Here is a 23,588-nt window from a genome sequence, read left to right on the forward strand (position 1 = left end):
CGACTGGACCACCGGAACTGCACCGAGTACGGCTTCGGTTATCGTACGGCGGGCATCGTGGATTCTACGGGCCCACATCCCTAACGAATCCATATAATATATAATCATACAAAATACTTAAATCATTTCTTAACGATAATTAATACCATGCCATCCACAGAGGGAGCGAACAGTGCGTTAACAAGACGACAACTCCTCGGAGGCGTCGGCTTGGCTGGTACCGTCGGACTGTCCGGGTGTAATTCACGGAGTGTGATCCTGGGAAACTCGGCCGACACGTCCGGGACGACGATCCAGTTTTGGACGCTATTCAGCGGCGGCGACGGAGCGACGATGAAGTCGATCGTGGACCGGTTCAACGACGAGCAACCGATCGGAAACGTCCGAATCGACCGTCAACGAATCCCGTGGGACGACTACTACACGAAGTTGTACACCGCGCTGGTCGCGGACAAGGGACCGGACATCGCCATCATGCATCAAGCGTTGATGGGTCGGTTTCAACGGATGCTCGTCCCCTACAACCCGTATCTGAGCGATTCCACGTCGGACAAGTACGTTCCGACGCTGTGGGAGCGAATGCGCTTCGACGGCGATCAGTTGTCGCTCCCGCTCGACGCACACCCGATCGGAATCTACTACAACCGGTCGCTCTTCGAGAAGGCCGGTCTCGATCCGGACTCGCCGCCGACGAACTTCGAGGAGTTCGAGCACGTCTGCGATACGATCACGAAGAAAACGGACGCACACGCGTTCGCTCCCACCCCGTACCTGGACCCGATAGGGATGCTTCGGACGTTTATCGCCTTCGACGAACAGCGCGGCGGTCACCTCTTCACCGACGGCCTCTCCTCGGTGACGTTCGACGACGACGCTGGGATGGGAACCGCCCAGTTGTTCGGCGACATAACCGGGAAGTACGGTTGGGACATCCCGAACGCCTCGGAGAACAGGGCCGATATCGCGTTTCAGGATAACGGGTTGGCGATGACGATGAACGGGACGTGGTACGCGGCGGTTTTGGAGTCGCTCGACGGGTTCGATTGGGACATGTTCAAGCCGTTCGTGGCACCCGAGAAGAAACGGAACGTCACCCAATCCGGTAGTCACACGGTTACCCTGCCTCGAAATCCACACCGGGACGAGCGGAAGACGCGCGTCGCGGTGAAGGCCGCCGAGTGGATAACGCAGAAAAACCCCGTGTGGGGAACCCGGGCCGGGCATCTACCGGCCGCGAAGGACGCGTTGCACTCGAAGGCGTTACGGAACTCGCCGCTGTGGCCGAAATCGCTCTCCAAGTTCTTCCAGATGGCGAACAACGACCGGTTGGCCTACCTCCCACGGACGCCGTTCAACGTCAACAACTCCTCGACGTGGAGTTTCTTCCCGGACATCTACGCGCACAACGTGTCACCGAAGGCGGGAATGCAACGCGGAGCGAACTCGATTCAACGGTTGATCAACGATGTCGATTAAGGACAGATTCGGAAGCGGCGGGCGGAATCGGTTGAGAGAGAGCCTCGGACGGCGGGAGACCATCGACGGTATCCTGTTTTCCCTCCCGTATCTCGCTTTCTTCTGCTTGTTCCTCCTCTATCCGCTGTTACAGGGCCTGTACATGAGCCTCTTCGAATGGGACCCCCTCTTCCCCTCGGAGTCCCAGTTCGTCGGCCTCGGAAACTACGCCGCGATGTTCGGTGACCCGGCGTTCTGGAACGCGCTGTCGAACACCGTCTACTTCGTCGTCCTCACCGTCCCGACGATGGTCGTCCTCAGTCTGGCGTTGGCCCTCGGGGTGAACCGGAAGGTGTTCGGACGGAGATACCTGCGGACGATCTACTTCAGCCCGTACATCCTCACCGTCTCCATCGTCGGCATCGTCTGGTCGCTGTTCCTGGCGACCGGGTTTGGTCCCGTCAACTACTATCTCGGCTTCGTGATGGACAGTCCACCCGACTGGCTCGGTTCGCCGAGACTGGCGATGCCGATACTCGCCGTGGTCACCGACTGGTGGCTCCTCGGGTTCAACTTCGTCATCCTGCTGGCCGCACGGCAGAACGTCCCGGAGCGCCTGTACGAGGCGGCGAAACTCGACGGTGCGGGGACGTGGCGGGCGTTTCGCGACATCACCCTCCCACAGATGCGCAACGCCATCGCGTTCGTCATCATCATCCAGTTCATCCAGCAGTTTCAGGTGTTCGGACAACCTGTACGTGATGACCAACGGCGGACCGAACGAATCGACGACGACGTTGGTGTTCTACCTCTACAACGCGGCGTTCAGCCAGCAGCGGTTCGGTTACGCCGCGGCGATCGGATATCTCCTGTTCGCCATCCTCGTCGGGGTCTCCTACGTCAACTACCGATACATCGGGAGTGATTCAGCATGAGCAACTCGAACGTCGGCCGGACGAGTCGTATCGGATCCACCATCACGGTGCGTACCATCGCGGTCCACGTCGGGTTGTACGGGGTCGCGTTCCTCTTCCTGCTCCCGTACATCTACATGCTGTCGCTGTCCCTCCAACCGGAGAGCATCGCCATCAGTTCGACGCCCCATCTCATCCCGCCGAAGGTCACCTTCGCGAACTACACGGCCCTGCTCGACGGGTCGCTGATCGTTCCGTGGGTGATCAACACGTTCATCGTCGCAACCGTGGCGACGGTGCTCGTCCTCATCGTCGATTCGATGATCGCGTTCTCGCTCACGCGGTTGGACTGGCCGGGACAGTCGATACTGCTGAGCATCATCGTCGCCAGTTTCCTCGTCCCGTTCTACGTGAACCTGGTGCCGCTGTTCACCATCGTCGCGGACTTGGGGCTGGTCAGTAGCCTCCTCGGCGTAATTCTTCCCGCGGTGGCGAACCCGCTCGGGGTCTTCCTGCTCTATCAGTTCTTCCGGGACATCCCCGACGAGTACGACGAGGCCGCCCGATTAGACGGCTTCTCCAACTTCCAGATCTACGCCCACATCATCCTCCCGATTTCCAAGCCGATACTGTCCGCGCTGGCAATCTTCGTCTTCGTGTTCAACTGGAACCAGTTCGTCTGGCCGGTGGTGGTGCTTCAGAGCCAGAGTTCGTTCACGCTCCCGCTCGGACTGGTGGTGCTTCGGGACACCTTCACGTTCCAACCGGGACTCACCATGGCTTCCGGCGTCATCGCCGCGCTCCCGCTGTTCATCCTGTTCCTGTTGTTGCAGGACAGGATCATCGAGGCGGTGCAGTTTCAGGGGGCGACCGGATGACCGCTCCCCACGCGAGCGCGGAGCAATACCGACGCTCGCTCCGGCGGACGGCGACGTTCGTCTACCACAACAGCACGTGGCTCGTGGCCGTGAGCGTCTGTTGGGTCGTCGCGTCGATACCGGTCGTCACGTCGGGGGTCGCCACGCTCGGTGCGTTCTCGGCGATTCGGTCGCTGCGGAACGGCGACCGGCCGCGGTGGCGGGTCGTCACGAACTCGTTGCGCCGTCAGGGAGTGAACGTGACGCTGATGAGTTTCGTCCCCGTCCTCCTCGCGGCGGGTACGGCGCTGTACGTCGTCCGGTACGTCGAACCGGGTCGGTTCGGTCCCTCCTCCTCTCGATTGCCGGAGTGTATCTGGTCTTCTTCCTCCTGCTGGTGGTGCTGACGACCATCGCCCGCCTGTCCGACGGCGACGGGTTCGTGGAGGCGGTGAGCGGCGGTTACGGATGGGTGATACACGACCCGCTGCGCTCCGCGATGAGTGTGGTGACGATGGCCGGTATCGTTCTCGTCGGCATCGCGTCCGTCGTCGGGACGGTCATCATCGTCCCCGCGCTGCTGTTCAGCTTCCACCTGCAAGTCGTGGACGGGGATGGCAGTTCGCCGCCGACCGTCGTCGAGGCAGAACGTTCGGCCGATACCGACCCCCCAACAGATACCGAACGGTCAGCCGATAACGACCGCCCGGCCAACGGCGACGTTTCACTCGCCGCCGGGAACAACAATTAATACGGTATCACGTGAAACGAACGTGATGGACGATTCCGTACCACGACCGGAGTATCCGCGGCCCCAGCGGCGACGCGAGCGGTGGCGCAATCTGAACGGCGAATGGGAGTTCGAAATCGACGGCGGAGCGAGCGGCCGCGCCCGCGGACTCCCCGAAGCGGACTCGCTGGCGGAGACGATTACAGTACCGTTCGCGCCGGAAAGCGAACTGTCCGGCGTCGAACACACGGATTTCATGGACGCCGTGTGGTATCGACGGGCAATCGAGGTTCCGGAACGGTTTCTCGACGGACGATTGTTCCTGCGGTTCGGTGCGGTCGATTACGAGACGGAAGTCTGGGTCAACGGGACGTCCGTCGGGACGCATCGCGGCGGTTACACCCCCTTCGCTTTCGACGTCACCGATGCCGTCGAACCGGGAACGAACGTCGTGACGGTCTGTGCGGAGGACGACGTCCGTTCGACGCTCCAACCCGCCGGAAAGCAGAGTCAGGAGTACGCCTCCAGCGGCGTGAAGTACACGCGAGTGACGGGTATCTGGCAAACGGTGTGGCTGGAACCGGTTCCGGAGACGTACGTGGAGAGTCTTCGATTCCAACCCGACCCCGAGAACGACACGTTGCACGCCGACGTCGAGTTGGCGGGGACGGTTCGGGCGGGGACGCTCACCGCCACCGCCACGTTCGACGACCGCGTCGTGGGCGAAACGACCGTGAGAACCGACGGTACATACGCCGCGATTTCGCTACCGCTCGACGAGACGCACGTCTGGACGCCCGACGATCCGAACCTCTACGATCTGACGGTAAAACTCGTCGTGGACGGTGAGACCACCGACGTCGTGGAGAGTTATTTCGGCCTCCGGTCGGTGACGCTCGGGGAAAACCGCGTGTACCTCAACGGCGAACCGGTGTTCCAGCGACTGGTGCTCGACCAGGGCTACTACCCGGACGGGATTTACACCGCCCCGTCCGACGAGGCGCTCCGGAGCGATATCGAACGCGCGCAGGAACTCGGATTCGACGGCGCTCGTCTCCACGAGAAGGTGTTCGAACCGCGCTTCCTCTACCACGCGGACCGGTTGGGATACCTCGTCTGGGACGAACACGCGAACTGGGGGATGGACCACGGCCGTCCCGAAACGCTGGGACCGTTCCTCCAGGAGTGGTTGGGAGTCGTTCGACGCGACTACAACCACCCGGCGCTCGTCGGGTGGACGCCGTTCAACGAAACGCAATCCCACCAGAACGACGACCTCCTGCGGACGGTGTACCGTGTCACGAAGCGGTTGGACCCGACGAGACCGGTCATCGACACCAGCGGGTGGTATCACGTCGAAACCGACCTCGTGGACGCCCACGACTACGAACAGGACCCGGAGACCTTTCGCGAAACTTACGGCGAGATCGACGGCCCGGTCGAACCGACCGGCCACAGCCACACCGAGTGGAGCGACGATCTGAGTTACGTGAGCGAGTACGGCGGCATCTGGTGGAACCCGCAGGCCGAGGACGGGTGGGGATACGGCGACCGCCCCGAGGACGAATCCGAGTTCTTCGAACGCTACCGAGGCCTGACCGAGACGTTGCTCGAAAACGAGGCGATGTGGGCGTTCTGCTACACGCAACTCTACGACGTCGAACAGGAAACCAACGGACTGTACACCTACGACCGCGAACCCAAGTTCGACGCCGAGCGACTCCGCGAAATCAACGAGCAGGTCGCGGCCTTCGAACGCACCTCGTGACGATTGGGCGGGTCGCCCCGTTCGTCCTCACATGTGTCTCATGTTCACCTCGATGATGTTGGCCGTCCCGAGGATTTTCTTCGGAAACGTCTCCTCGTACACGGTTCCCTGCATCCTGTTTTTCGGTGCCGAGATGCTGACCGCTCCGGCGACCCGCCCCGAGTCGGTCATCACCGGCGCTGCGATGCATCGAATCCCGTTGAGTCGTTCCTCGTCGTCCGTCGCGTATCCCCGTTCTCGAATCGCGTCGAGTTCGTCTTCGAGGACGTCCCGATTCCCGATGGAGTGCTCGGTGACTCGCGGAAGGCCGTGCTGGGCGAGGACGTCTTCACGCCGGGAGTCGTCCATGAACGCCAGTATCGCCTTTCCCATCGCGGTCGTGTGGAGGTACACGCGCATCCCTTCGTACGTATCGATTTTGATCGCCTCGCTCCCTTTCTGCTTCATCAGGAAGACGCCCATCCCGTTCTCCTCGACCATCAGATTGGCGTGCTCGCCCGTCTCGACCGCCAAGTTCTGCAACTCCGACTCCGAAACCTGAAAGATGCGCGAATTGATTCGCGCGTATCCACCCAGTTCGAGGAACTTCGTTCCGATCCTGTAGGTGCCGTCGTCGTTCAGTACGTATCCGAGTTCGGTCAGCGTCTGAAGGTGGTCGTGAACGGTACTCGTCGGCATCTCGAAGTGATCCACGACCTCGCTCAGGGTCGCGCCTTCCAACTCCTTGAGGTACTCGACGATGCCGAACGCGGTCGCGGTCGATTTGATTTTCGTGCTTGATTCGATGCCCATATTTTACGAAGATAGCCATCTTTTAAATAATTTTCCGCTAATATCGGACGAGTTCCGGGTCGGAGGATGATCGGTCATTCCGGAAGTTCGTCCCCGATAGACGGTCCGTTTCGCGGACATACTCAATGCGAACGACCGAGGGATAAGTATTATTACGGTCTTCGCAAAAGGAAGAGGTATGTCGGAACTGCGCATTACCGACGTGGCAACGTATGTCGTAGCCAACCCGTGGAAACCCTGGGTGTTCGTCCATTTGGACACCAACAAAGGGGTTCAGGGGCTCGCAGAGGCGACGACGCATGACAAACCCGAGACGGTCGCTGCCGCCATCGAGGAGATGAGCGACTTCTTCATCGGCGAGGACCCGTTCTCCACCGAACGGCTCTGGCTGGAGATGTACCGCGACGAGTGGTTCTCGAAGAACGTCGTCAACACGACCGTCTGTTCGGCTATCGATATGGCGTGTTGGGACATCAAGGGGAAGGTGCTCGACCGCCCCGTGTACGAACTCCTCGGCGGGAACGTCCACGGCGATAGGATCAGGGCGTACGCCAACGGGTGGTACACCGAGACGACCGACGACACCGATACGTGGCGGGAAGCCGCGGAGCAGGTCGTCGCCGACGGCTACGACGCCATGAAGTTCGACCCGTTCGGAAAGTCGTGGCAACGGATGGACCGCGAGACGTTCAACCACGCCGTCGACGTCGTCGGTGCGGTGCGGGAAGCCGTCGGCCCCGACGTGGACCTCCTCATCGAAGGCCACGGCCGGTTCACGGCCGGACAGGCCGTCGAAGTCGCGAACGCCCTCTCGGAGTTCCACCCCACGTGGTTCGAAGAGCCGTGCCCCCCGGACTCCATCAACAGCCTCGGAAAGGTGGCCGCGAAGTCGCCGATTCCCATCGCGACCGGCGAACGGCTGATGACGAAGTACGAATTCCGCGACCTGCTGGCGAACACGGACGTCGATATCGTCCAACCGGACATCATGAACACCGGCGGCATCACGGAGGCGAAGAAAATCGCCGCGCAGGCCGAGGCGGAGCACGTCAGCTTCGCGCCGCACAACCCACAGGGACCGGTCGCGACGGCGATTTCGGCGCACGTCGACGCCGCGGTTCCGAACTTCATGATTCAGGAGGTCTTCCAGACGTACGACGTCGAGTGGGTCAACGACCTCCTCGTCGACCCCGTCGTCGTCGAGGACGGCCACATCGAAATCCCACAGCGACCCGGACTGGGCGTCGAACTCGACATGGACGTCGTCGAGGAACACTCCTACACGGGCGCGAAGGACGAGGTGCACACCATCAACCTCTTCGAGAAGAACTGGGAAACCCGTTCGTTGGTCGACTGACGGGTTACCGACCGGCGAACCGTTCGAAGTAACGCCGAACATCGAACGTCGTTCCGTGCTGAACCCGATGTCGAATCGTATCGGATCGACTATCGAACCGTGCCGATTCCGAAATCGTCCCGTTCCGAACCGGATCGCTCGATTCCAGCGGTATCGTTTTTCGAAAACCGTCACTCCGTCCCACGAATCCATTCGTGAGCGCTCGCCCACTTCCCGGGCGTCGTCTCCGTGCGTTCGTTATTCGGTTCGAGGAACGTCCACGTCGTCGACGACGTCGCTGAGGTGCTCGGTGAAGAGCCCTACTTCGACGCCGAGGGTGAGGTACTGAATCCCGGCGTCCATCCACTTGTTGGCGGTCTCCGCGTCGTCCGCGAACGCGCCCACGACGGTCTCCGTTTCGGCGGCGCGCTCACATACCCGTCGCATGAGATCCTCGACCCGGTCGTCCGTCACCTGTCCCGGAATCCCCAGCGACTGCGAGAGGTCGTACGGCCCGAGGAAGACGACGTCGATACCGTCTACCTGCAGTATCTCGTCGATGTTCTCGACGCCGCGTTCCCCCTCGACTTGGATGACGAGGAGCGTCTCGTCGTTCTGGTCCTCGGTGTACGATTCCCCGCCGACGTAGTCTCCCGCGCGGACGTACTGGGAGAGTCCCCGGCTTCCGAGTGGGCTGAATCGGGCTGCCTCGACGGCCGCTTCGGCTCCTTCGCGCGTCTCCACTTGCGGAACTTGTACGCCTGCGGTGCCGATGTCGAGCGCACGCTGAATCTCCGATTCCGTGTTTTCGCGGACGCGGACGATTGGCGCGACGTCCTCGTTCTGCGCGGCGGTCGAGAGTTCGAGCGTCGTCTCCGCCGTCAACGGTCCGTGTTCCTGGTCGTAGACGACGAAGTCCATTCCTGCGACGCCGATCATCTCCGAGACCATCGTCGAATCGAGCAACTGGAACGTACCGACGACACACTCTCCACTGAGCAGTCTCTGGCGAAACGAATCTGCGGACATATTGCTAGTACGTTTTTCGACTGCAATAAATATTGCGTAGGATCGAATCGAATTGACTGTTTTTCGGGGTGTTGAAGGCTATGACGTCGTTTCGATATCCTCGGACGGGCCGAACGAGCCGTTTTTCGCCTCCCTCGCGCGACGGTTCGTTCAGATCGTCGTCTCGATGTCGGTAGTTCGGTTTCGACGGGGGTCAGTCCCGAAGCAGTGATCCGATAACGTCGGACGTGACGACGATTATCGTTATAAATACCCTATCCGTAACAAATATTAGTGTATGCTAATATATCTCTTCTCATGGTTGGTGGAAAGCCAGTGTCTACAGCGGAGAGCAGACGACTGTACCTGAAAACGGTCGCACGGCCGGTGCCGTCGGACTAGCCGGATGCCTCGGCGGCGGGAGCGGTGGCGGAGGTGGTGATACCGACGAGTACAAAGGGGCGAAGATAACGTTCGCCACCAGTTCGCTCTATACGGAGGCGTGGCAGGATCTGGCCGAGAAGTTCGAAAAGGATCACGACGTGACGATCAACGTCACTTCGTACGCTCAGAGCGAGATGCTGTCGAAGCTTCAGAATCAACTTCGGTCCCGTCAGGCGTCGTTCGACGCGTTCATCTCCGACGTCATCTGGACCGGATCGCTGATGAGTCCCGAGTTCGTCGAACCGCTCGACGGCTATCTGAACAACTCGAACCTCGGGATGTCGAATTACGCGTACGACGACCACCTCGACATCTTCGCCCAGTCCTACGGCCAATGGAAGGGGAAGAAATACGGGTTGCCGTGGTACGGCGACATCATGGATCTGACCGTCCGCAAGGACGTCCTCGAAAAACACGCGAAGGAGTACAAGCGAAAACACGACGAGGAGATACTCCCGCCGTTCCCGAAGGGATACGAGGACTACGATCACTTCAACCGCGTCGCGAAGTTCATGCACGACAAGGGGTGGCCGATGGGACTCGAAGGCAAGCGCGGGTGGAACCTCGTCTACTACTACCCCAACCGGTTCGCGGCCGAAACGGGCCAACAGCGCATGCTCACCGAGGACGGGAAATCTCGTCTGAGCGAGAAGGGTGCCGTCAAGGGACTCGAACAGATGTTGAAGCAGAAGGAGTGGGCGTTGAACCCCCTCTCGACCGGCTACACCCAGAGTCGCGACCAGTTCCTCTCCGGGAAGACGTGGGCCGTCGAACAGTGGGGGACGGCGACGAAGAAGTTCGTCGATAAGTACGGCTGGGAGGACGGCGTTCGCGTCAGCCTTACCCCCGGCGGCTATCCCAACCTCGGGGGGTGGGGTATCCTCATCAATTCCTTCTCGAAACAGAAACGGAAGAACGCTGCGTTCGTGTTCGCCCAGTGGGCCACCTCGAAGGAGATGGACAAGTACGCCTACAAGCAACACGGCGTGACGCCCACCAGAGCGTCGTCGTACACCAAGCAGATAAAGGAGCGATTTCCCCAGTCTCAGTACTACGACCCGGAGGAGAATCCGGGTATCCGGACGCCGTCGCTCCGCCCGCGTAATCCCAAGTATCAGCGACTCGGCGACGCGATGCAGGTTCAAATCAGCCAGTCGCTCTCGGGCGGGCCGGGGGCCGAGAAGACGATGAAGAACATCGACGACAAGTGGAAGAACATCATGGGTGAGTGAGTCCCGTCGCCATGAGCACATCGAACACCCTCTCGAACTGGTGGAACGGCTTCAGCCGCGACAGGGACGACGAACGGCTTATCGCGTGGCTGTTCGTCGCCCCCGCGATCGTTCTGTTGGCGATGGTCGCCATCTACCCGTTCGCACAGATGATCTACGACAGCCTGTTCGGGTTCACGCAGGCCGGGGAGCGCGCGGCGTTCGTCGGCATCGCCAACTACGGAACGGTGCTTTCGGACCCTCGCTTCCTCAACGCGACGGGGTTCACCGTCATCTTCGTCGTCGTCTCCGTCACCATCGAATTCCTCCTCGGCCTCGGCGTGTCGCTCCTGCTTTACAGCGCGTACATCGAGCGACGCCAACTGCTCGTGACGCTCAGCATCCCGCCGATGATCATGAGCCCAATCATCACCGGGTTGACGTGGCGGATGCTGTTCAGCCCGAGTTACGGCATGGTGAACCACCTGCTGGGTCTCAACATCGATTGGATCGCTTCCCGGCCGTGGTCGCGCGTGGCGCTCATCGTCGCCGACGTGTGGATGTGGACGCCGCTGTTCGTGTTGGTGTTCACCGCCGCGCTCCAGTCCATCCCCGACGTCTACTACGAGGCCGCGGAGGTGGACGGGATGAGCAAGTGGCAGCAGTTCAAGTGGATCACGCTCCCCCAGATGCGGACCGCCATAGTGGTCGTCATGCTGCTCAGGATCGTTCGCGCGTTCAAGGTGTTTCCCAAGGTTCAGGTGCTCACGCAGGGCGGACCGGGGGCGTACACGGAGACCATCGCCATGATGACCTACAACTACGGCTTTCGCTTCTTCCAACTCGGCGTGGCCAGCGCATCGGGCGTGCTCTACTGGCTGTTGATGTTCCTCACGGCGTTCGTGCTGTTCAAATCGGTCGCGGAAGGGCTGATCAGCCCGGAGGAGGACTGACATGCGACTCGCAACGCTTCACGATTACTCTGACCGGTTCGTCCGCGTCAGCACTTACACGCTCGTCGCGCTCTGGTTGGCCTGGGTGTGGGGCCCCATCTTGTGGGACCTCTTCACCGGCCTCGCGGTCACCCCCCGGACCGACCCGCCGCGCTTGATTCCGGCGAAACTCACGCTCGAACACTACTATCAAATCTTCACCAGCGGGAACATGCTCACGTACATCCGAAACAGCGTGATCGTGACCGGCGTCAGCACGTCGGTTTCGGTCGTGGTCGGCGCGTTGGCCGCCTACTCGCTCACTCGGTACGACCCGGGTGACGGGCAAGTCAGTTTCTTCGCGCTCAGCATGCGCTTTTTGCCCCCCATCGCGGTGGCGATTCCGATGTACACCCTGTTCCTCGGCTTCGGTTGGATCAACACGTGGCAGTCGCTCATCGTGGCGTACCTCACCGTCGGCATCCCGATATCGACGTGGATACTGCTCATCTTCTTCCAGAACATCCCCGAGGAGTTGGAGGAGGCGAGTCGCGTCGACGGGTGGTCGCGCATCCAAACGTGGCGGCGGGTCGTCCTGCCGCTGGCCGCACCGGGCATCTCCAGCGCCGCCATCCTCACGGCCATCCTGATGTGGAACGAGTACGTGCTGGCGCTGGTGCTCACCACCACGAGCAAGGCACAGACGGTACCCATCTATTTGGCGGGGTTCGTCACCACCCGCGGCATCCTCTGGGGACGGATGGGGGCCGCGACGGTGGTGGCGATGACGCCGCTGCTCGTGCTGACGTTCATCGCGCAGGACCGACTCGTCGCCGGATTCAGCCTCGAATAGCAGCCATCAACCAATCACACACCGACATCAAACATGACACAAACCGAATTAGACGACCTCAGAAAGGAGTACGAAGACGTAGTCGCCGTCAACGATTTCTCGCTCACGCTGGCCGACGGGGAGTTCCTCGTGCTGTTGGGCCCGTCCGGGTGCGGCAAGAGTACGACCCTTCGGATGACTGCCGGACTCGAAACGGCCACCAGCGGGGATATCGTCGTCGACGGCGAACGGGTGAACGACCGAGCACCGGCCGAGCGCGACTTCGCCATGGTGTTTCAGGAAGTCGCCCTCTACCCGCACATGAGCGTCCGAAAGAACATCTCGTCGCCGCTTCGCGCCGCCGGGGCCGATTCCGGAACCATCGAGAATCGCGTCGAACGCACCGCGAGCATGCTCGACATCGGGGAACTGCTCGACCGGAAACCGAGCGAACTCTCCGGCGGCCAACAACAGCGTGTCGCCATCGGTCGCGCGTTGGTCCGCGAACCGCAGGCCTTCCTGCTCGACGAACCGTTCTCGAAGCTCGACCAGAAACTGCGCACCGGACTTCAAAAGGAGCTCAAACGCCTTCAGGATCAGACGGGCGTGACAACGATGTTCGTCACCCACGACCAGGAGGAGGCGATGGTGTTGGCCGACCGTATCGCCATCATGAACGAGGGACGACTTCAGCAGGTCGATACGCCCGAGACGGTGTACCGGAAACCAGCGAACCGCTTCGTCGCGGATTTCATCGGAAACCCGGTGATGAACTTCTTCGACGTGGAAGGCGATGCTGGAACGCTCCGTATCGAAGGCGTACCCTACCCCGAGGCACCGAGCACCGTGCCGGACGGGGCCGATTCGATGGCGGTCCGTCCGGAGGACGCCGACCTCGTTCCCGCCTCCGACGTCTCGTCCGGCGACCACCTCATCGTCGAGGTGGACCTCGTCGAGATGCGTGGGTCGGCCACGTACCTCATCTGTGATTTCGACGGCCGCGAGGTGACGTTCACGCAATCGAACGACGAAATCGCCGAAGAAGGCGACGCGCTGGCGCTCGAATTCGACTTCGGCGACGTCAACTTCTTCGACGAGCGCGGGGACCTCATCGAACGCACGTCGGAACGGAACGTCCAGTCCACGCGCTGACCGTCGAACGGGGGCACGGTTCGCCCAAATCGAGTTCACCGATGGTCACGGCCGGTACTCCCTCTTTTTCGGATCGTCGGGTTTGATTCCTGTTCGTCACGACCGATTCGGGTACGACGCGGTATCGGCTAAGGGAACCCTCCGTCCATCCACCCATCCTTCGACATTGTCGGATATCTCGGTGGATCGTCCGCACCTCGACCTCTATCCGAGGATACCGTGCCGTATCCCCCGATTCGGCGCGACGTACATTACAGTCTTATTCATGTAATGATCTTTGACCCGCTCGGTTTTGCGACTACGTCTCCCACGGGCGGTGAGTGGACGGTTCCGGCGATATCGAAGCCACTCTTCATCCGATCAGCTACTCGTACCCTATTGCGTTCGTTCACGGGGCAACATGAACTATTATGGGAGCGGCGTGGGAGTAGTCGATATGGAACTACAGGAGCACTTCGATGCCCCCGGACCGAGAGATTGGCAAACGGTGGACGACGGAACCGTCCGATTCGCGCTGGTCGGCCTCGGGTGGTGGACGAACGACTTCGTCATCCCGGCTGTGGCCGACTCCGATCTCTGCACCGTCACCGCCGTCGTCAGCGGAAGCATCGAGAAGGCGGAACGGGTCGCGTCGGACGTCGAGACGGTCGAAGCGTCGATGACCTACGACGAGTTCGTGGACGCGCGGCGACGGAGTCGTACGACGCCGTCTATATCGCCACGCCTAATTCCTACCACAGGGAGTACGCCGAGGCCGCCGCTCGACACGGTAAGGACGTACTTTGTGAGAAACCGATGGAGGCGACCGTCGAGGACGCGGAGGCGATGGTCGACGCCTGTGACGATGCGGGCGTGACGCTCATGGTCGCCTACCGGATGCACACCGAACCCGTGGTGAGGCTGGCACGCCGCATCGTCGTGGACGGTTGTATCGGCGACCCTCGATTGGTGCAGGGGATGAACGCGCAACCGCTGTTGGAGATGAACGGCGATCCCGATCAGTGGCGGCTGAATTCGGAGCTTACGGGGTACGGAACCTCCGTGATGGACCTCGGGATTTACCCGCTCAACACCGCCCGGTTCGTTCTCGACGCCGACCCCGTTGCGGTCCAGTCGATGATGAGTTCGGAACACGAGGCGTTCGCCGACGTTCCCGACGAGCGGGTGACGTTCGGCGTCAGGTACGACGACGGGACGCACGCCGCGTTCGGCGCGAGCCAGAACGCCTTCGACACCACCAGCCTCGATATCGTGGGGACCGAGGGCGAACTCACGTTGAAACCGGCGTTCCACATGGAGACCACGCTCACCGTCACCACGGACGATCGGACGTACGAAGCCACGGTCGAATCGGCCGACCAGATGGAAGAGGAGTTCGACTACTTCGCGAATCAACTCCTCGCCGGAGGGGACGTGTACGCCGACGGTCGGCACGGACTGCTGGACATGCGAACCATCGCAGCGATCCACGACGCCGCCGACCGTAACGAAACGGTCCAACTGTAAGCACGCCCGTTTCCCGTGTTCCCCGTCCGCAGTTCGTCGATGAACCGGGAACACGGTACTCTCCGGGATGTCTCCCCTCGTTGGTTCGATGTAATTTTATCCCGAATAGTATAGAAGAATCTATCTGGTTAAAACTAGGACAGGAGGCATTAAAAAGATTGCCAAGAACGATCCACCGATGGTCGTTCAGTTCGGCCGTTCCACTCGTGCTCCCGCACCGTTTCACGGCATCCGGTAGTTCACCGATTCGCCGTGCCGAGGAGGTGTCTGGGGGTCGTTCACTGACCGCCGTCGGCCGTCCGCAGATACTCGTCGAGCTTTTTTGCGGTCGCCGTCGCGAACTCGTCGTCGTTGATCGCGGCGTCGATTTCGATCAGTTCCACGTCGTCGTCGAGGTTCTCCCGCAGGGCGTCGAACAGCCTCGAATCCGCCTCCGGATCGTAGAAATCCTCCCCTTCGACGTCGATGATCGAGACCCCATCGAGCGGGAGAAACAACGCGGTCGGCCCGGTGGCCGCGTTCAGTTTTCCGGCTATGATCTCGCCGAGTTCGGCGTTCTCCTCGGGCGTCGTCCGCATCAGCGTCACCTGGGGATTGTGGATGTGGAACTTTCGGTCCTCGAAGGCGTCCGGCACGGAGTCCCGCGGACCGAAGTTGACCATGTCGAGCGCACCCACCGAGACGACCTGCGGGATACCCGTCTCGGCGGCGGCGTCGAGGCGTGTTTCCCCGGCACTGAGCACGCCGCCGACGAGTTCGTCGGCCCATTCGGTGGTCGTGACGTCGAGCACGCCGTCGATGAGGCCTTGGCGCACCAACTCCTCCATCGCGCGGCCGCCGGTTCCGGTCGCGTGAAAGACGATCGTTTCGTACCCCTCAGACTCCAAATATTCGCGTGCCGTATGCACGCACGGCGTCGTCACCCCGAACATGGTGATTCCGACCGTCGGCTTTTCACTGACCGATATGTCGGGTTCGTTGGCCACCATGCCGACCATCGCGAGCGCCGCGTTCGAGATCACGCGTCGGGAGAGTTGATTGAGGCCTTCGATGTCGGCGACGGAGTACAGCATCATCACGTCCTTCGCGCCGACGTACGGTTCCGTGTCGCCGGAGGCCATCGTCGAGACCATCAGTTTCGGGATTCCGACGGGCAGCGCACGCATCGCCGTGGTCGCGATGGAGGTGTTTCCCGATCCGCCGAGTCCGACGACCCCTTCGAGAATTCCATCGTCGTGGAGCCGAGACGCGATGGCAGCAGCGCCGTCGCCCATCGTCTCGATGGCTTCCCCACGGTCGGCTTCCGCTCGAAGGTGTTCGAGACTGGTCCCTGCCGCCTCGGCGACTTCGTGAGCCGACGTGTCCGGTTCGATATCCGGGTCTTCCATCACCCCGACGTCGATCAGGTGGACGTCGATGTCGTGCGCTTCGATGATCTCACGGGCGAAATCCAGTTCTTCCCCCTTGGTGTCCAGCGTTCCGATGAGTACGACCGCCATGCTAGAACTCTATCTCTTTGAACTCCCGCGCTTGGTTCCGAATCGCCTCCTCGGTCGGCAGGCGCTCCAGGCTCGATGCGCCGAAGAACCCGACGACGCCCTCCGTCTCGTTGAGCACGTACTCGGCGTCGTCCGGCCACGCTATCGGACCGCCGTGGCAGATGACCATGACGTCCTCGTTGACCGCTTTCGCGGCGTCGTGATGGGCCTGAACGCGTTCCGCGGCGTCGTCCAGATCCAGCGATGTCTCCGCACCGATGTCGCCGGAGGTGGTGAGACCCATGTGCGAAACGATGACGTCGGCTCCCACCTCGGTCATCTCTCGGGCTTGCTCCTCGGTGAACACGTACGGACAGGTCAACATGTCCTGCTCGGCGGCCTCCTCGATCATGTCCACCTCTTTATCGTAACCCATCCCCGTCTCCTCGATGTTCTGCCGGAACTGGCTTCCCTCGTCGATGAGTCCGACCGTCGGGAAGTTTTGAACGCCCGAGAACCCGCGACGTTTCAAGTCCTCGATGAAGACGTCCATCTGGCGGAACGGGTCGGTTCCGTTGACCCCCGCGAGGACCGGCGTGTCCTCGACGACGGGCAGGACTTCGTGACCCATCTCCACGACGATTTCGTTGGCATCGCCGTACGGGAGCAGTCCCGCGAGGGAGCCTCGGCCGTTCATCCGATACCGCCCCGAGTTGTAGATGATGAGCATATCGACGCCGCCTCGTTCCGCGAACTTCGCCGAAATGCCGGTTCCCGCACCCGCTCCGATGATTGGTTCGCCTCGGGATACCGTCTCTTCGAGTCGCGCGAGCGACTCCTCGCGTGTGAATTTCATAGCCCCCTTATTCTACATCGAGCACGGTAATCAAGATACTTACCGGTGAGGATTCTCGCCAGTGAAGATCCTCGCCGTCGAGGGTCGTCGGGCGGGGACGACCGACCGCTACTACGGACCGTCGCCGCGATACAATTATCGTGATGAACGTCGATCGTTTCCTGGGGCAATGACAGACGAGAACTTCGTCAGCAGCGAGGACGTACCGACCCAGATGTTCGATTGGGGAACGCTCAAATGGATGGCCACTCCCGACGTCAACGGCTCCGAACGATTCAGCGCCGGGAGCGTCCAGCTAGCGCCGGGGAAAGGCCACGAGTTACACACGCATCCGGACAGCGACGAGATCCTCTACGTCATCAGCGGGGAGGGAGAGCAGACCGTCGAGGACGAAACGCGCGAGGTCGGTCCAGGCGAAATGATTTTCATCCCCGCCGGAATCGAACACGGAACGATAAACACCGGCTGGCAACCGCTGCAACTACTGGCGGTGTACTCGCCACCCGGTCCGGAGGACGTCTTGGCCGACCTCCCGGAGTGTGAAATCGTACCCGCCGGTGAGATACCTAGCCGGGACGACTGATACTCCCGGTTTCCGACGCCGCTTTTCTCGGCCGGAGTTACGATCCGTTCCGTCGAGTACTCCGTACGATACGTCGCCGTCCGAAAAATTGCACGATCGTTTATGCTATTAGCGGCCCAAGATAGGGGGCGAGTACCATGGCACAGAAAGAAGTCCAACAGGAGCTTTCGGTCGATCAGTACACGCTCGGTCTCGTTGGGCCGGATCAGGAGTGGGCGGGAACCGTCGCGGACGGTGGCACGATCAAAACGCATACGCCACCGGCTTGCTGGGGGCCGATGATCACGCCGGAATTCCGGGGCGGCCACGAGGTGACGCGGCCGATTCGCGTCGAGAACGCGGAGGTCGGCGACGCTATCGCCCTCTCGATAGAGCGCATCGAAGTGACGAGCATCGCGACGAGTACCGGCAGCATGCGCGAGCGGGAGGGGGCGTTCGGCGACGACCCGTTCGTCGATCACAAGTGTCCGGAGTGTGGAACCGAGTGGCCGGAGAGCATCGTCGAAGGAACGGGTGAGGGAGCGGTCAAGTGTTCCGAATGCGGAGCGAACGCCTCCTCGTTCGGTTTCGAGTACGGCTATACGGTGGTTTTCGACGACGACCGGACGGTGGGACTGACCGTCGGGGAGAGCGGCGCTGATGACCTGGCGAATCGGGCGGAGGAGGCGATGGCGCTGCCCGAGAACTCCCGGCAACACCCCATCCTGCTGTACGAACCGTCGGAGATGCCGGGAACGCTCGGCCATCTCCGCCCGTTCATCGGCAACATCGGAACGACACCGCCGATCGAGATGCCGGATTCGCACAACGCGGGCGACTTCGGCCAGTTCCTCATCGGCGCGGAGCACGACTGGGGGCTCGCCGACGAGGACGAACTCGCCGACCGAACCGACGGCCACATGGATATCAACGCGGTCCGCGAGGGTGCCGTCCTCGTCTGTCCCGTCAAAGTGGACGGGGGCGGCGTCTACGTCGGCGATATGCACGCCAACCAGGGCGACGGTGAACTGTCGCTCCACACCACCGACGTGAGCGGCCGCGCCGAAATCGGGGTCGAAGTCATCAAAGGCCTCGATATCGACGGTCCGCTCCTGCTCCCGAACGAGGCCGACCTTCCGTACGTCAGCAAGCCGTACACCGAAGCGGAACTCGAACGCGGCGAACGACTCGCCGCCGACTACGACGTCGAAACGATCCACGAGATGGGTCCGCTACAGGTGGTCGGCAGCGGCGCGACTATCAACGACGCGACGGACAACGCCTTCGAACGCGCCGGAGCGCTCCTCGATATGACCGAAGGCGAAGTGCGAGCGCGGTGTACGTTCACCGGCGGTGTCGAAATCGGACGCTTGCCCGGCGTCGTCCAACTGACGATGCTCGCACCGATGGACCGCCTCGAAGACCGGGGCCTCGCTGATTTGATTCGGGCACAGTACGACCGCTGAGTTCGGTGTTTCTTTTCCCGTCGTCCCGTGTTCGGTACGGAAACCGTCACCTGCTATCGGTTCCCCCCCGAACGGCGGGAAATACCGTTAGCTCCGCATCGGCCGGACAGTGATCGTCCGAATCGACGCGCTCCCCGTTCACCGAGAAACGGGCACTGGCCCGGAGTTTCCCGTCGGACGCGTACAGGTGCGTCTCTGCTCGGTGGTAGTCCTCGACGAAGGCCGCGAGCGCCTCTTCGACGGTCCCTCCGTCGAAGGCGAGCGAGACGGTTTTCTCACCCGTTGCACTTCGGAGCGGGCCGTACACGGTGACGCGCATGCATCACGCTACGGTGGTGGACACGAAAAGTGATGCGCGCCGAAAAACGGTTCCGCTATCGGTTGTACGGTTCCTCCCACTCGGATCGAACGCGACGGCGAATCCTTTCCCGACTATCCTTTGTGAACTCCAATTGCCGGACGGGGTGGAGAAAACTTATGCCATTAGGGCTACACGTGTAGGCGATGCCCCGTTCACGACGAACCCTCCTCAAGTCGGCAGGTCTCGCAGTTAGTAGCGGAACGCTCGCGTCGATCGCCGGGTGTCTCGGCGGCCTGTCGTCCGATGGTGGGAGCGGTCCGGCCGAACGATCCACGGCGGATCCGTCTACAACAGACCAGCCCACGACGGAACTGTCGGCGAAAACGCCGTCGTCGGATTTCGTGCAGTGGCTCCCCGACCCGACGAAAACCCCGCTGCGGGATGGCTACGGCTTCCTGTATTTCGACGTCGCGGGGATCAGTGAACGCCGGGAATCGATGCACGAGAACGCCTACTCCCGTCTCGAAAAGGAGATGTTGCGTCCCATCCCCAGCGACTACGTCGACGTGGCTGACGTCGACACCTCGATAACGCTCGACTTCGTCGCGGAACTGTCCCTCGGATCGTTCGATCCGGAGACGGTCGGCGAGAAACTCGCCAGCGACGGGGAGTCGCCCGCGACGACGTCACGGGGTACCGCGACGACAACGCGAAACAGTACGACAACGCGAACTACTCGGTCGGACCGGGAACGGTATCGCGGGTTCGACCTCTACGATACGAACCGAGTCTACGCTGTCTCGGAAGACGCCCTGCTACTGATGTCCCCGATGATCGAGGGTGATTCGGTCGATAACGCCAAAGCGATCATCGACGCGGCGACGACGGAGACGAGCCACTACGCCGACGGCAACGAGTACGTGTCGTCGATGCTCGGGGTCGTCGACAATCCCGACGCACTCTGGTGCTATCCGGAGGCGATGGACGGTTCGACTTCCCGTGGCTTCCGAAAGGACGCCATCACGGGAGAGCTCAAATCGTGGCGGTTCGGGAGCGAGACGACCCACCTCACGTTTGCGGACACGTATCCCGACGAAGAGACGGCAAAGAGCGGCGAACTGTCGAACTACATCGAATCGCAGTCCCGCCGATTCAGTTCGTACGACGGGCTCAACGTCGAAATCGATGGCCTGATGGCCTGGGCCGACGGCACCACTCCGACGAACGAGTTCGACCATCTGTCGGCCGGTGGACCGAGCGACGGCGTCCACACCACGTACAACTGACGGTACTCCCGCTAAAAATCCGAACCATCTCCGCCGGTCGGTGTCCCCACGCCAGCAGTCGTTGGGAAGGATTTAACTGACAGCCATCCAATCGTTCGACAGATGTCCACCGCTTTCGGCGATGCCCTCCGCGAGCGTCTCACGCTGCGAGCCGTTTTCTCTTGGCTCGCCGCGCTCGCCATCTTTCACTTCTTCCTCGAATCGACGGCTCCCCAGTTAGCAACGACGGCCTTCGCAACCGTCAGCGCCGGTCTCACCGATCTTTTTTCGGACGCCTACGACCTCCGAAAATCCGTGACGCACGCTGGTTTCGGAGTGCAGTTGCTTCTCAGCGGTGTCGCGTTGTCCGTGTTCGACGACGGAACCGTGTTGTTCCCGGCCGCGTTCCTCGTCGTCGGGGCTTGGTTCGTCCTCAACGCCATACAGACGGTTCGTCACGAGGGGGCGACCGTCCCCGAGACGAACCGAGACGGCCACGACGTGTACGGTGAATACGTCGCCAAACGTATCTACGATATTCTCGACGACCGGCCGCAAACGCGCCGCGAACTCGGCGACTCGATCGAGGCCGACGACGAGGTCGTCGATGCGGCCATCGACCGACTGCTGGATCGGGATGCCGTTACGCGAGTCGGGAGCGAGTTCCGGATTTCCCCATCCGCGGATTCGGATGGTCTGACCCGTCTTCAACGTCGTATCTCCGACGTGCTCCAGCGGATTGCTCGACCAATCACGCTCGAATTCGAGGGATGGGATGGTGCACACGTCGACCGCGACGACTTCCGGGGAACCACCGTCGAAAGACGGACTGCTCGTTCCCGTACGACCGACTCCCGAATGACACACGACGACCACGGTTCACACGAGGTGAGTTCGGATTCGAATCGCCAGCGGGAGTCCGAATCGGCGAAGTAGTTACTCCCCCTTTCTCGTCCGTATCGTTGATTCTCGTTTCGGACCCGAGTTCGTGTGTCAAAAAACGTCGAAAACCGTTATTGTTGGCCAGTATTAATAATACGGCTGGTCGGGGTGAACGTCGTGTTTGCCTGGAGGGCTTCGGATGGCCCCCGACCTGTCATGCTCCGTGTCTTCTGCATCGATGAGCGTGCAAAACCGGATGATGCACCCGTAAGACGAATTTAGTACTGCTTCTACCGTCATTCGACGACCGAAATAACCTCTCTTCAAATAGCCAATTTTCAATTAGGCTATTTCGATTTAGGCTATTCGGAAGTATTATCCTGCTACGGGAACGAGGTAGCTCATGGATCGATTCGTGAATCGGGAGGTCGAACTGTCACGGTTACGGGACTGCTACACCTCCGACGAAGCCGAAATGGTCGTCGTTTTCGGCCGTCGTCGTCTCGGGAAAACGCAACTGGTGCAGCACTCGCTCGCGGGGAGAGACGACGCGGTCCTGTACCAAGCGACGGAGACGACACCCCAAATACAACTCGACGAATTCGTCGATGTCGCATCGGAATCGTTCCCGGGCATCGCTCAGATCAAGCAAAATTGGGAGGCTCTCCTCGGCTACCTTGGTGACCGAGACGGGATCATCGTTCTCGATGAGTTCCCATACCTCATCGATGCCGACGAAAGTCTTCCCTCGGTCATTCAACGGTTGTGGGATCAGCGGTTTCGGGATACCGCGGGGACACTCATTTTGGTTGGATCGTCGATCAGTATGATGGAAGAGGCGACGCTGTTGGGTAACAGTCCTCTGTATGGCCGATTCACGGAGCGGTTGGATCTTCGACCCCTCGACTTCACTGCCGCGCAGGAGTTCGTCCCGACCAGCTACTCGCCGGAAGAGAGAATCTATACGTGGGGCATCTTCGGCGGCGTTCCGTACTATCTCGACGGTATCGAACTCGATCACGACCTCGGAACGGTTCTCACGGACGAAGTCCTTTCACAGCGGGGGTATCTCCACAACGAACCGGAGTACGTCCTGCGAACCGAACTCACGAACCCGAATCGGTACTTCGCGATCCTCACCGCAATTGCGGCCGGGAAGACGGCATCGAACGAGATCGCACAGGCGGTGGGCATCGACGGGAAACAGATTTCGACGTACACCCAGAAGTTAGAACGGCTCCGCCTCATCGAACGGGAGGTACCACTGACCGAGGAGAAGTCGAAATCGCGTCGTGGCCACTACCGTATTCTCGATCCGCTGTTTCGGTTCTGGTTCCGGTTCGTTTACGGGAACGAAGATCGGTACGAACGGTTGGGTGGAGACGCTTACGAGGCCGTGATCGAACCGGAACTCCCTGACTTCGTTAGCCCTGAGTTCGAAGTACTGTGTCAAGAAGCGCTCCCTCGCTTGTACCCGGAGAAGACGTTTCTCGACATCGGCCGATGGTGGTACAAGAACCACGAGGTCGATGCCGTCGGATTCACCACGGATGGAACGATGGTCGCCGGAGAGTGCAAATTCACGGCCGCGCCGCTCGACTACAGCGCGCTCGCATCACTCGAAACCCACGCGGAAGAAATCCGCTGGTCACCGAACTCGGGTGAGGATCCCACCAGAAAATACGCCCTCTTTACGCGAAATGGCGCGACACGATCGGTTCGTGAGGCGGTGTCCGAGAGAGACGACGTACGGTTGTTCACGCTCGACGACGTGACTCACCACGTCGCGCAGAACGAGTGAACGGAGGCCTTTCGTCGGTCAAATCGAAGCATGCCACGGG

The 23,588-nt window shown here is 61.1% G+C and carries 20 protein-coding genes and 2 pseudogenes; 17 read left to right on the forward strand and 5 right to left on the reverse strand.

Translation table 11 applies throughout. The features are described 5' to 3' along the window. Nucleotides 1–147: 147 nt before the first annotated feature. The 6 genes and pseudogenes from A4G99_RS17925 to A4G99_RS17950 all read left to right on the forward strand — a co-directional run bounded on the left by A4G99_RS17925 (nucleotide 148) and on the right by A4G99_RS17950 (nucleotide 5,724). The gene (locus A4G99_RS17925) at nucleotides 148–1,476 is read left to right on the forward strand and encodes an extracellular solute-binding protein (protein ID WP_082837890.1); all 1,329 of its coding nucleotides are present in this window, start codon (nucleotides 148–150) and stop codon (nucleotides 1,474–1,476) included. Continuing rightward, nucleotides 1,466–2,390, forward strand: a pseudogene (locus A4G99_RS17930) (carbohydrate ABC transporter permease). Before A4G99_RS17925 ends, A4G99_RS17930 begins: the two are co-directional and overlap by 11 nt. Next, nucleotides 2,387–3,247, forward strand: coding sequence for a carbohydrate ABC transporter permease (locus A4G99_RS17935; RefSeq protein WP_066146828.1), 861 nt, complete (start codon nucleotides 2,387–2,389; stop codon nucleotides 3,245–3,247). The pseudogene A4G99_RS17930 and the gene A4G99_RS17935 overlap by 4 nt, the downstream one beginning before the upstream one ends. After that, on the forward strand, nucleotides 3,244–3,633 hold the full coding sequence (locus tag A4G99_RS17940; protein ID WP_066146830.1) for a hypothetical protein: 390 nt from the start codon (nucleotides 3,244–3,246) through the stop codon (nucleotides 3,631–3,633). The genes A4G99_RS17935 and A4G99_RS17940 overlap by 4 nt, the downstream gene beginning before the upstream one ends. Then, entirely contained in the window at nucleotides 3,597–3,977 is a 381-nt protein-coding gene (locus A4G99_RS26115) for a hypothetical protein (RefSeq protein ID WP_190303805.1), read from the forward strand. The genes A4G99_RS17940 and A4G99_RS26115 overlap by 37 nt, the downstream gene beginning before the upstream one ends. A gap of 25 nt (nucleotides 3,978–4,002) precedes the next feature. Further along, nucleotides 4,003–5,724 (forward strand): glycoside hydrolase family 2 protein, encoded by a 1,722-nt coding sequence (locus A4G99_RS17950; protein WP_066146836.1) that lies wholly within the window; start codon nucleotides 4,003–4,005, stop codon nucleotides 5,722–5,724. 27 nt (nucleotides 5,725–5,751) lie between these two features. Here A4G99_RS17950 and A4G99_RS17955 read toward each other — a convergent pair whose 3' ends face one another. Then, nucleotides 5,752–6,516, reverse strand: a complete 765-nt coding sequence (locus tag A4G99_RS17955; protein WP_066146839.1) for an IclR family transcriptional regulator — start codon at nucleotides 6,514–6,516, stop codon at nucleotides 5,752–5,754. 178 nt (nucleotides 6,517–6,694) lie between these two features. Here A4G99_RS17955 and dgoD point away from each other — a divergent pair, with 178 nt between their 5' ends. Continuing rightward, a complete protein-coding gene (gene dgoD, locus A4G99_RS17960) occupies nucleotides 6,695–7,873 on the forward strand; it encodes a galactonate dehydratase (RefSeq protein WP_066146843.1) in 1,179 nt (392 codons plus the stop codon). A gap of 237 nt (nucleotides 7,874–8,110) precedes the next feature. Here the strand turns inward: dgoD and A4G99_RS17970 are convergent, their stop codons facing one another. Next, a complete protein-coding gene (locus A4G99_RS17970) occupies nucleotides 8,111–8,881 on the reverse strand; it encodes an HpcH/HpaI aldolase/citrate lyase family protein (protein ID WP_066146849.1) in 771 nt (256 codons plus the stop codon). A gap of 446 nt (nucleotides 8,882–9,327) precedes the next feature. Between A4G99_RS17970 and A4G99_RS17975 the strand changes: the two genes are divergently transcribed. The 5 genes and pseudogenes from A4G99_RS17975 (at nucleotide 9,328) to gfo6 (ending at nucleotide 14,937) form a co-directional block, all read left to right on the forward strand. After that, nucleotides 9,328–10,536, forward strand: coding sequence for an ABC transporter substrate-binding protein (locus tag A4G99_RS17975; RefSeq protein WP_223302022.1), 1,209 nt, complete (start codon nucleotides 9,328–9,330; stop codon nucleotides 10,534–10,536). Between the two features lie 11 nt (nucleotides 10,537–10,547). Continuing rightward, on the forward strand, nucleotides 10,548–11,468 hold the full coding sequence (locus tag A4G99_RS17980) for a carbohydrate ABC transporter permease (RefSeq protein ID WP_150123150.1): 921 nt from the start codon (nucleotides 10,548–10,550) through the stop codon (nucleotides 11,466–11,468). A 1-nt stretch (nucleotide 11,469) separates the two neighbouring features. Further along, a complete protein-coding gene (locus A4G99_RS17985) occupies nucleotides 11,470–12,300 on the forward strand; it encodes a carbohydrate ABC transporter permease (protein WP_066146853.1) in 831 nt (276 codons plus the stop codon). Between the two features lie 33 nt (nucleotides 12,301–12,333). Beyond that, entirely contained in the window at nucleotides 12,334–13,431 is a 1,098-nt protein-coding gene (locus tag A4G99_RS17990) for an ABC transporter ATP-binding protein (protein WP_066146856.1), read from the forward strand. A 436-nt stretch (nucleotides 13,432–13,867) separates the two neighbouring features. Next, nucleotides 13,868–14,937, forward strand: a pseudogene (gene gfo6 / locus A4G99_RS17995) (D-xylose 1-dehydrogenase Gfo6). A 278-nt stretch (nucleotides 14,938–15,215) separates the two neighbouring features. Here the strand turns inward: gfo6 and A4G99_RS18000 are convergent. Both A4G99_RS18000 and A4G99_RS18005 read right to left on the reverse strand, forming a co-directional pair. Further along, nucleotides 15,216–16,436: a Tm-1-like ATP-binding domain-containing protein gene (locus A4G99_RS18000; protein WP_066146859.1), complete on the reverse strand. Its 1,221-nt coding sequence runs from the start codon at nucleotides 16,434–16,436 to the stop codon at nucleotides 15,216–15,218. 1 nt (nucleotide 16,437) lies between these two features. Continuing rightward, nucleotides 16,438–17,271 carry a phosphoenolpyruvate hydrolase family protein gene (locus A4G99_RS18005; RefSeq protein WP_066146862.1) on the reverse strand — a complete coding sequence of 278 codons (834 nt, stop codon included), beginning with the start codon at nucleotides 17,269–17,271 and terminating at the stop codon, nucleotides 16,438–16,440. A gap of 169 nt (nucleotides 17,272–17,440) precedes the next feature. Between A4G99_RS18005 and A4G99_RS18010 the strand changes: the two genes are divergently transcribed. Continuing rightward, complete coding sequence (locus tag A4G99_RS18010) at nucleotides 17,441–17,854, forward strand: cupin domain-containing protein (protein WP_066147307.1); 414 nt, start codon at nucleotides 17,441–17,443, stop codon at nucleotides 17,852–17,854. A 137-nt stretch (nucleotides 17,855–17,991) separates the two neighbouring features. Then, the gene (locus tag A4G99_RS18015) at nucleotides 17,992–19,299 is read left to right on the forward strand and encodes an acetamidase/formamidase family protein (protein ID WP_066146865.1); all 1,308 of its coding nucleotides are present in this window, start codon (nucleotides 17,992–17,994) and stop codon (nucleotides 19,297–19,299) included. A gap of 46 nt (nucleotides 19,300–19,345) precedes the next feature. Here the strand turns inward: A4G99_RS18015 and A4G99_RS18020 are convergent, their stop codons facing one another. Then, nucleotides 19,346–19,618, reverse strand: a complete 273-nt coding sequence (locus A4G99_RS18020; RefSeq protein ID WP_066146870.1) for a MoaD/ThiS family protein — start codon at nucleotides 19,616–19,618, stop codon at nucleotides 19,346–19,348. Between the two features lie 185 nt (nucleotides 19,619–19,803). Here A4G99_RS18020 and A4G99_RS18025 point away from each other — a divergent pair, with 185 nt between their 5' ends. From A4G99_RS18025 to A4G99_RS18035, 3 genes are all read left to right on the forward strand, one after another. Beyond that, complete coding sequence (locus A4G99_RS18025) at nucleotides 19,804–20,886, forward strand: hypothetical protein (protein WP_066146873.1); 1,083 nt, start codon at nucleotides 19,804–19,806, stop codon at nucleotides 20,884–20,886. A 102-nt stretch (nucleotides 20,887–20,988) separates the two neighbouring features. Next, the gene (locus A4G99_RS18030; RefSeq protein WP_066146876.1) at nucleotides 20,989–21,801 is read left to right on the forward strand and encodes a hypothetical protein; all 813 of its coding nucleotides are present in this window, start codon (nucleotides 20,989–20,991) and stop codon (nucleotides 21,799–21,801) included. A 349-nt stretch (nucleotides 21,802–22,150) separates the two neighbouring features. Next, nucleotides 22,151–23,548 (forward strand): ATP-binding protein, encoded by a 1,398-nt coding sequence (locus tag A4G99_RS18035; protein ID WP_066146878.1) that lies wholly within the window; start codon nucleotides 22,151–22,153, stop codon nucleotides 23,546–23,548. Nucleotides 23,549–23,588: the final 40 nt, after the last annotated feature.

The sequence above is a fragment of the Haladaptatus sp. R4 genome, assembly GCF_001625445.1.
GTDB lineage: Archaea > Halobacteriota > Halobacteria > Halobacteriales > Haladaptataceae > Haladaptatus.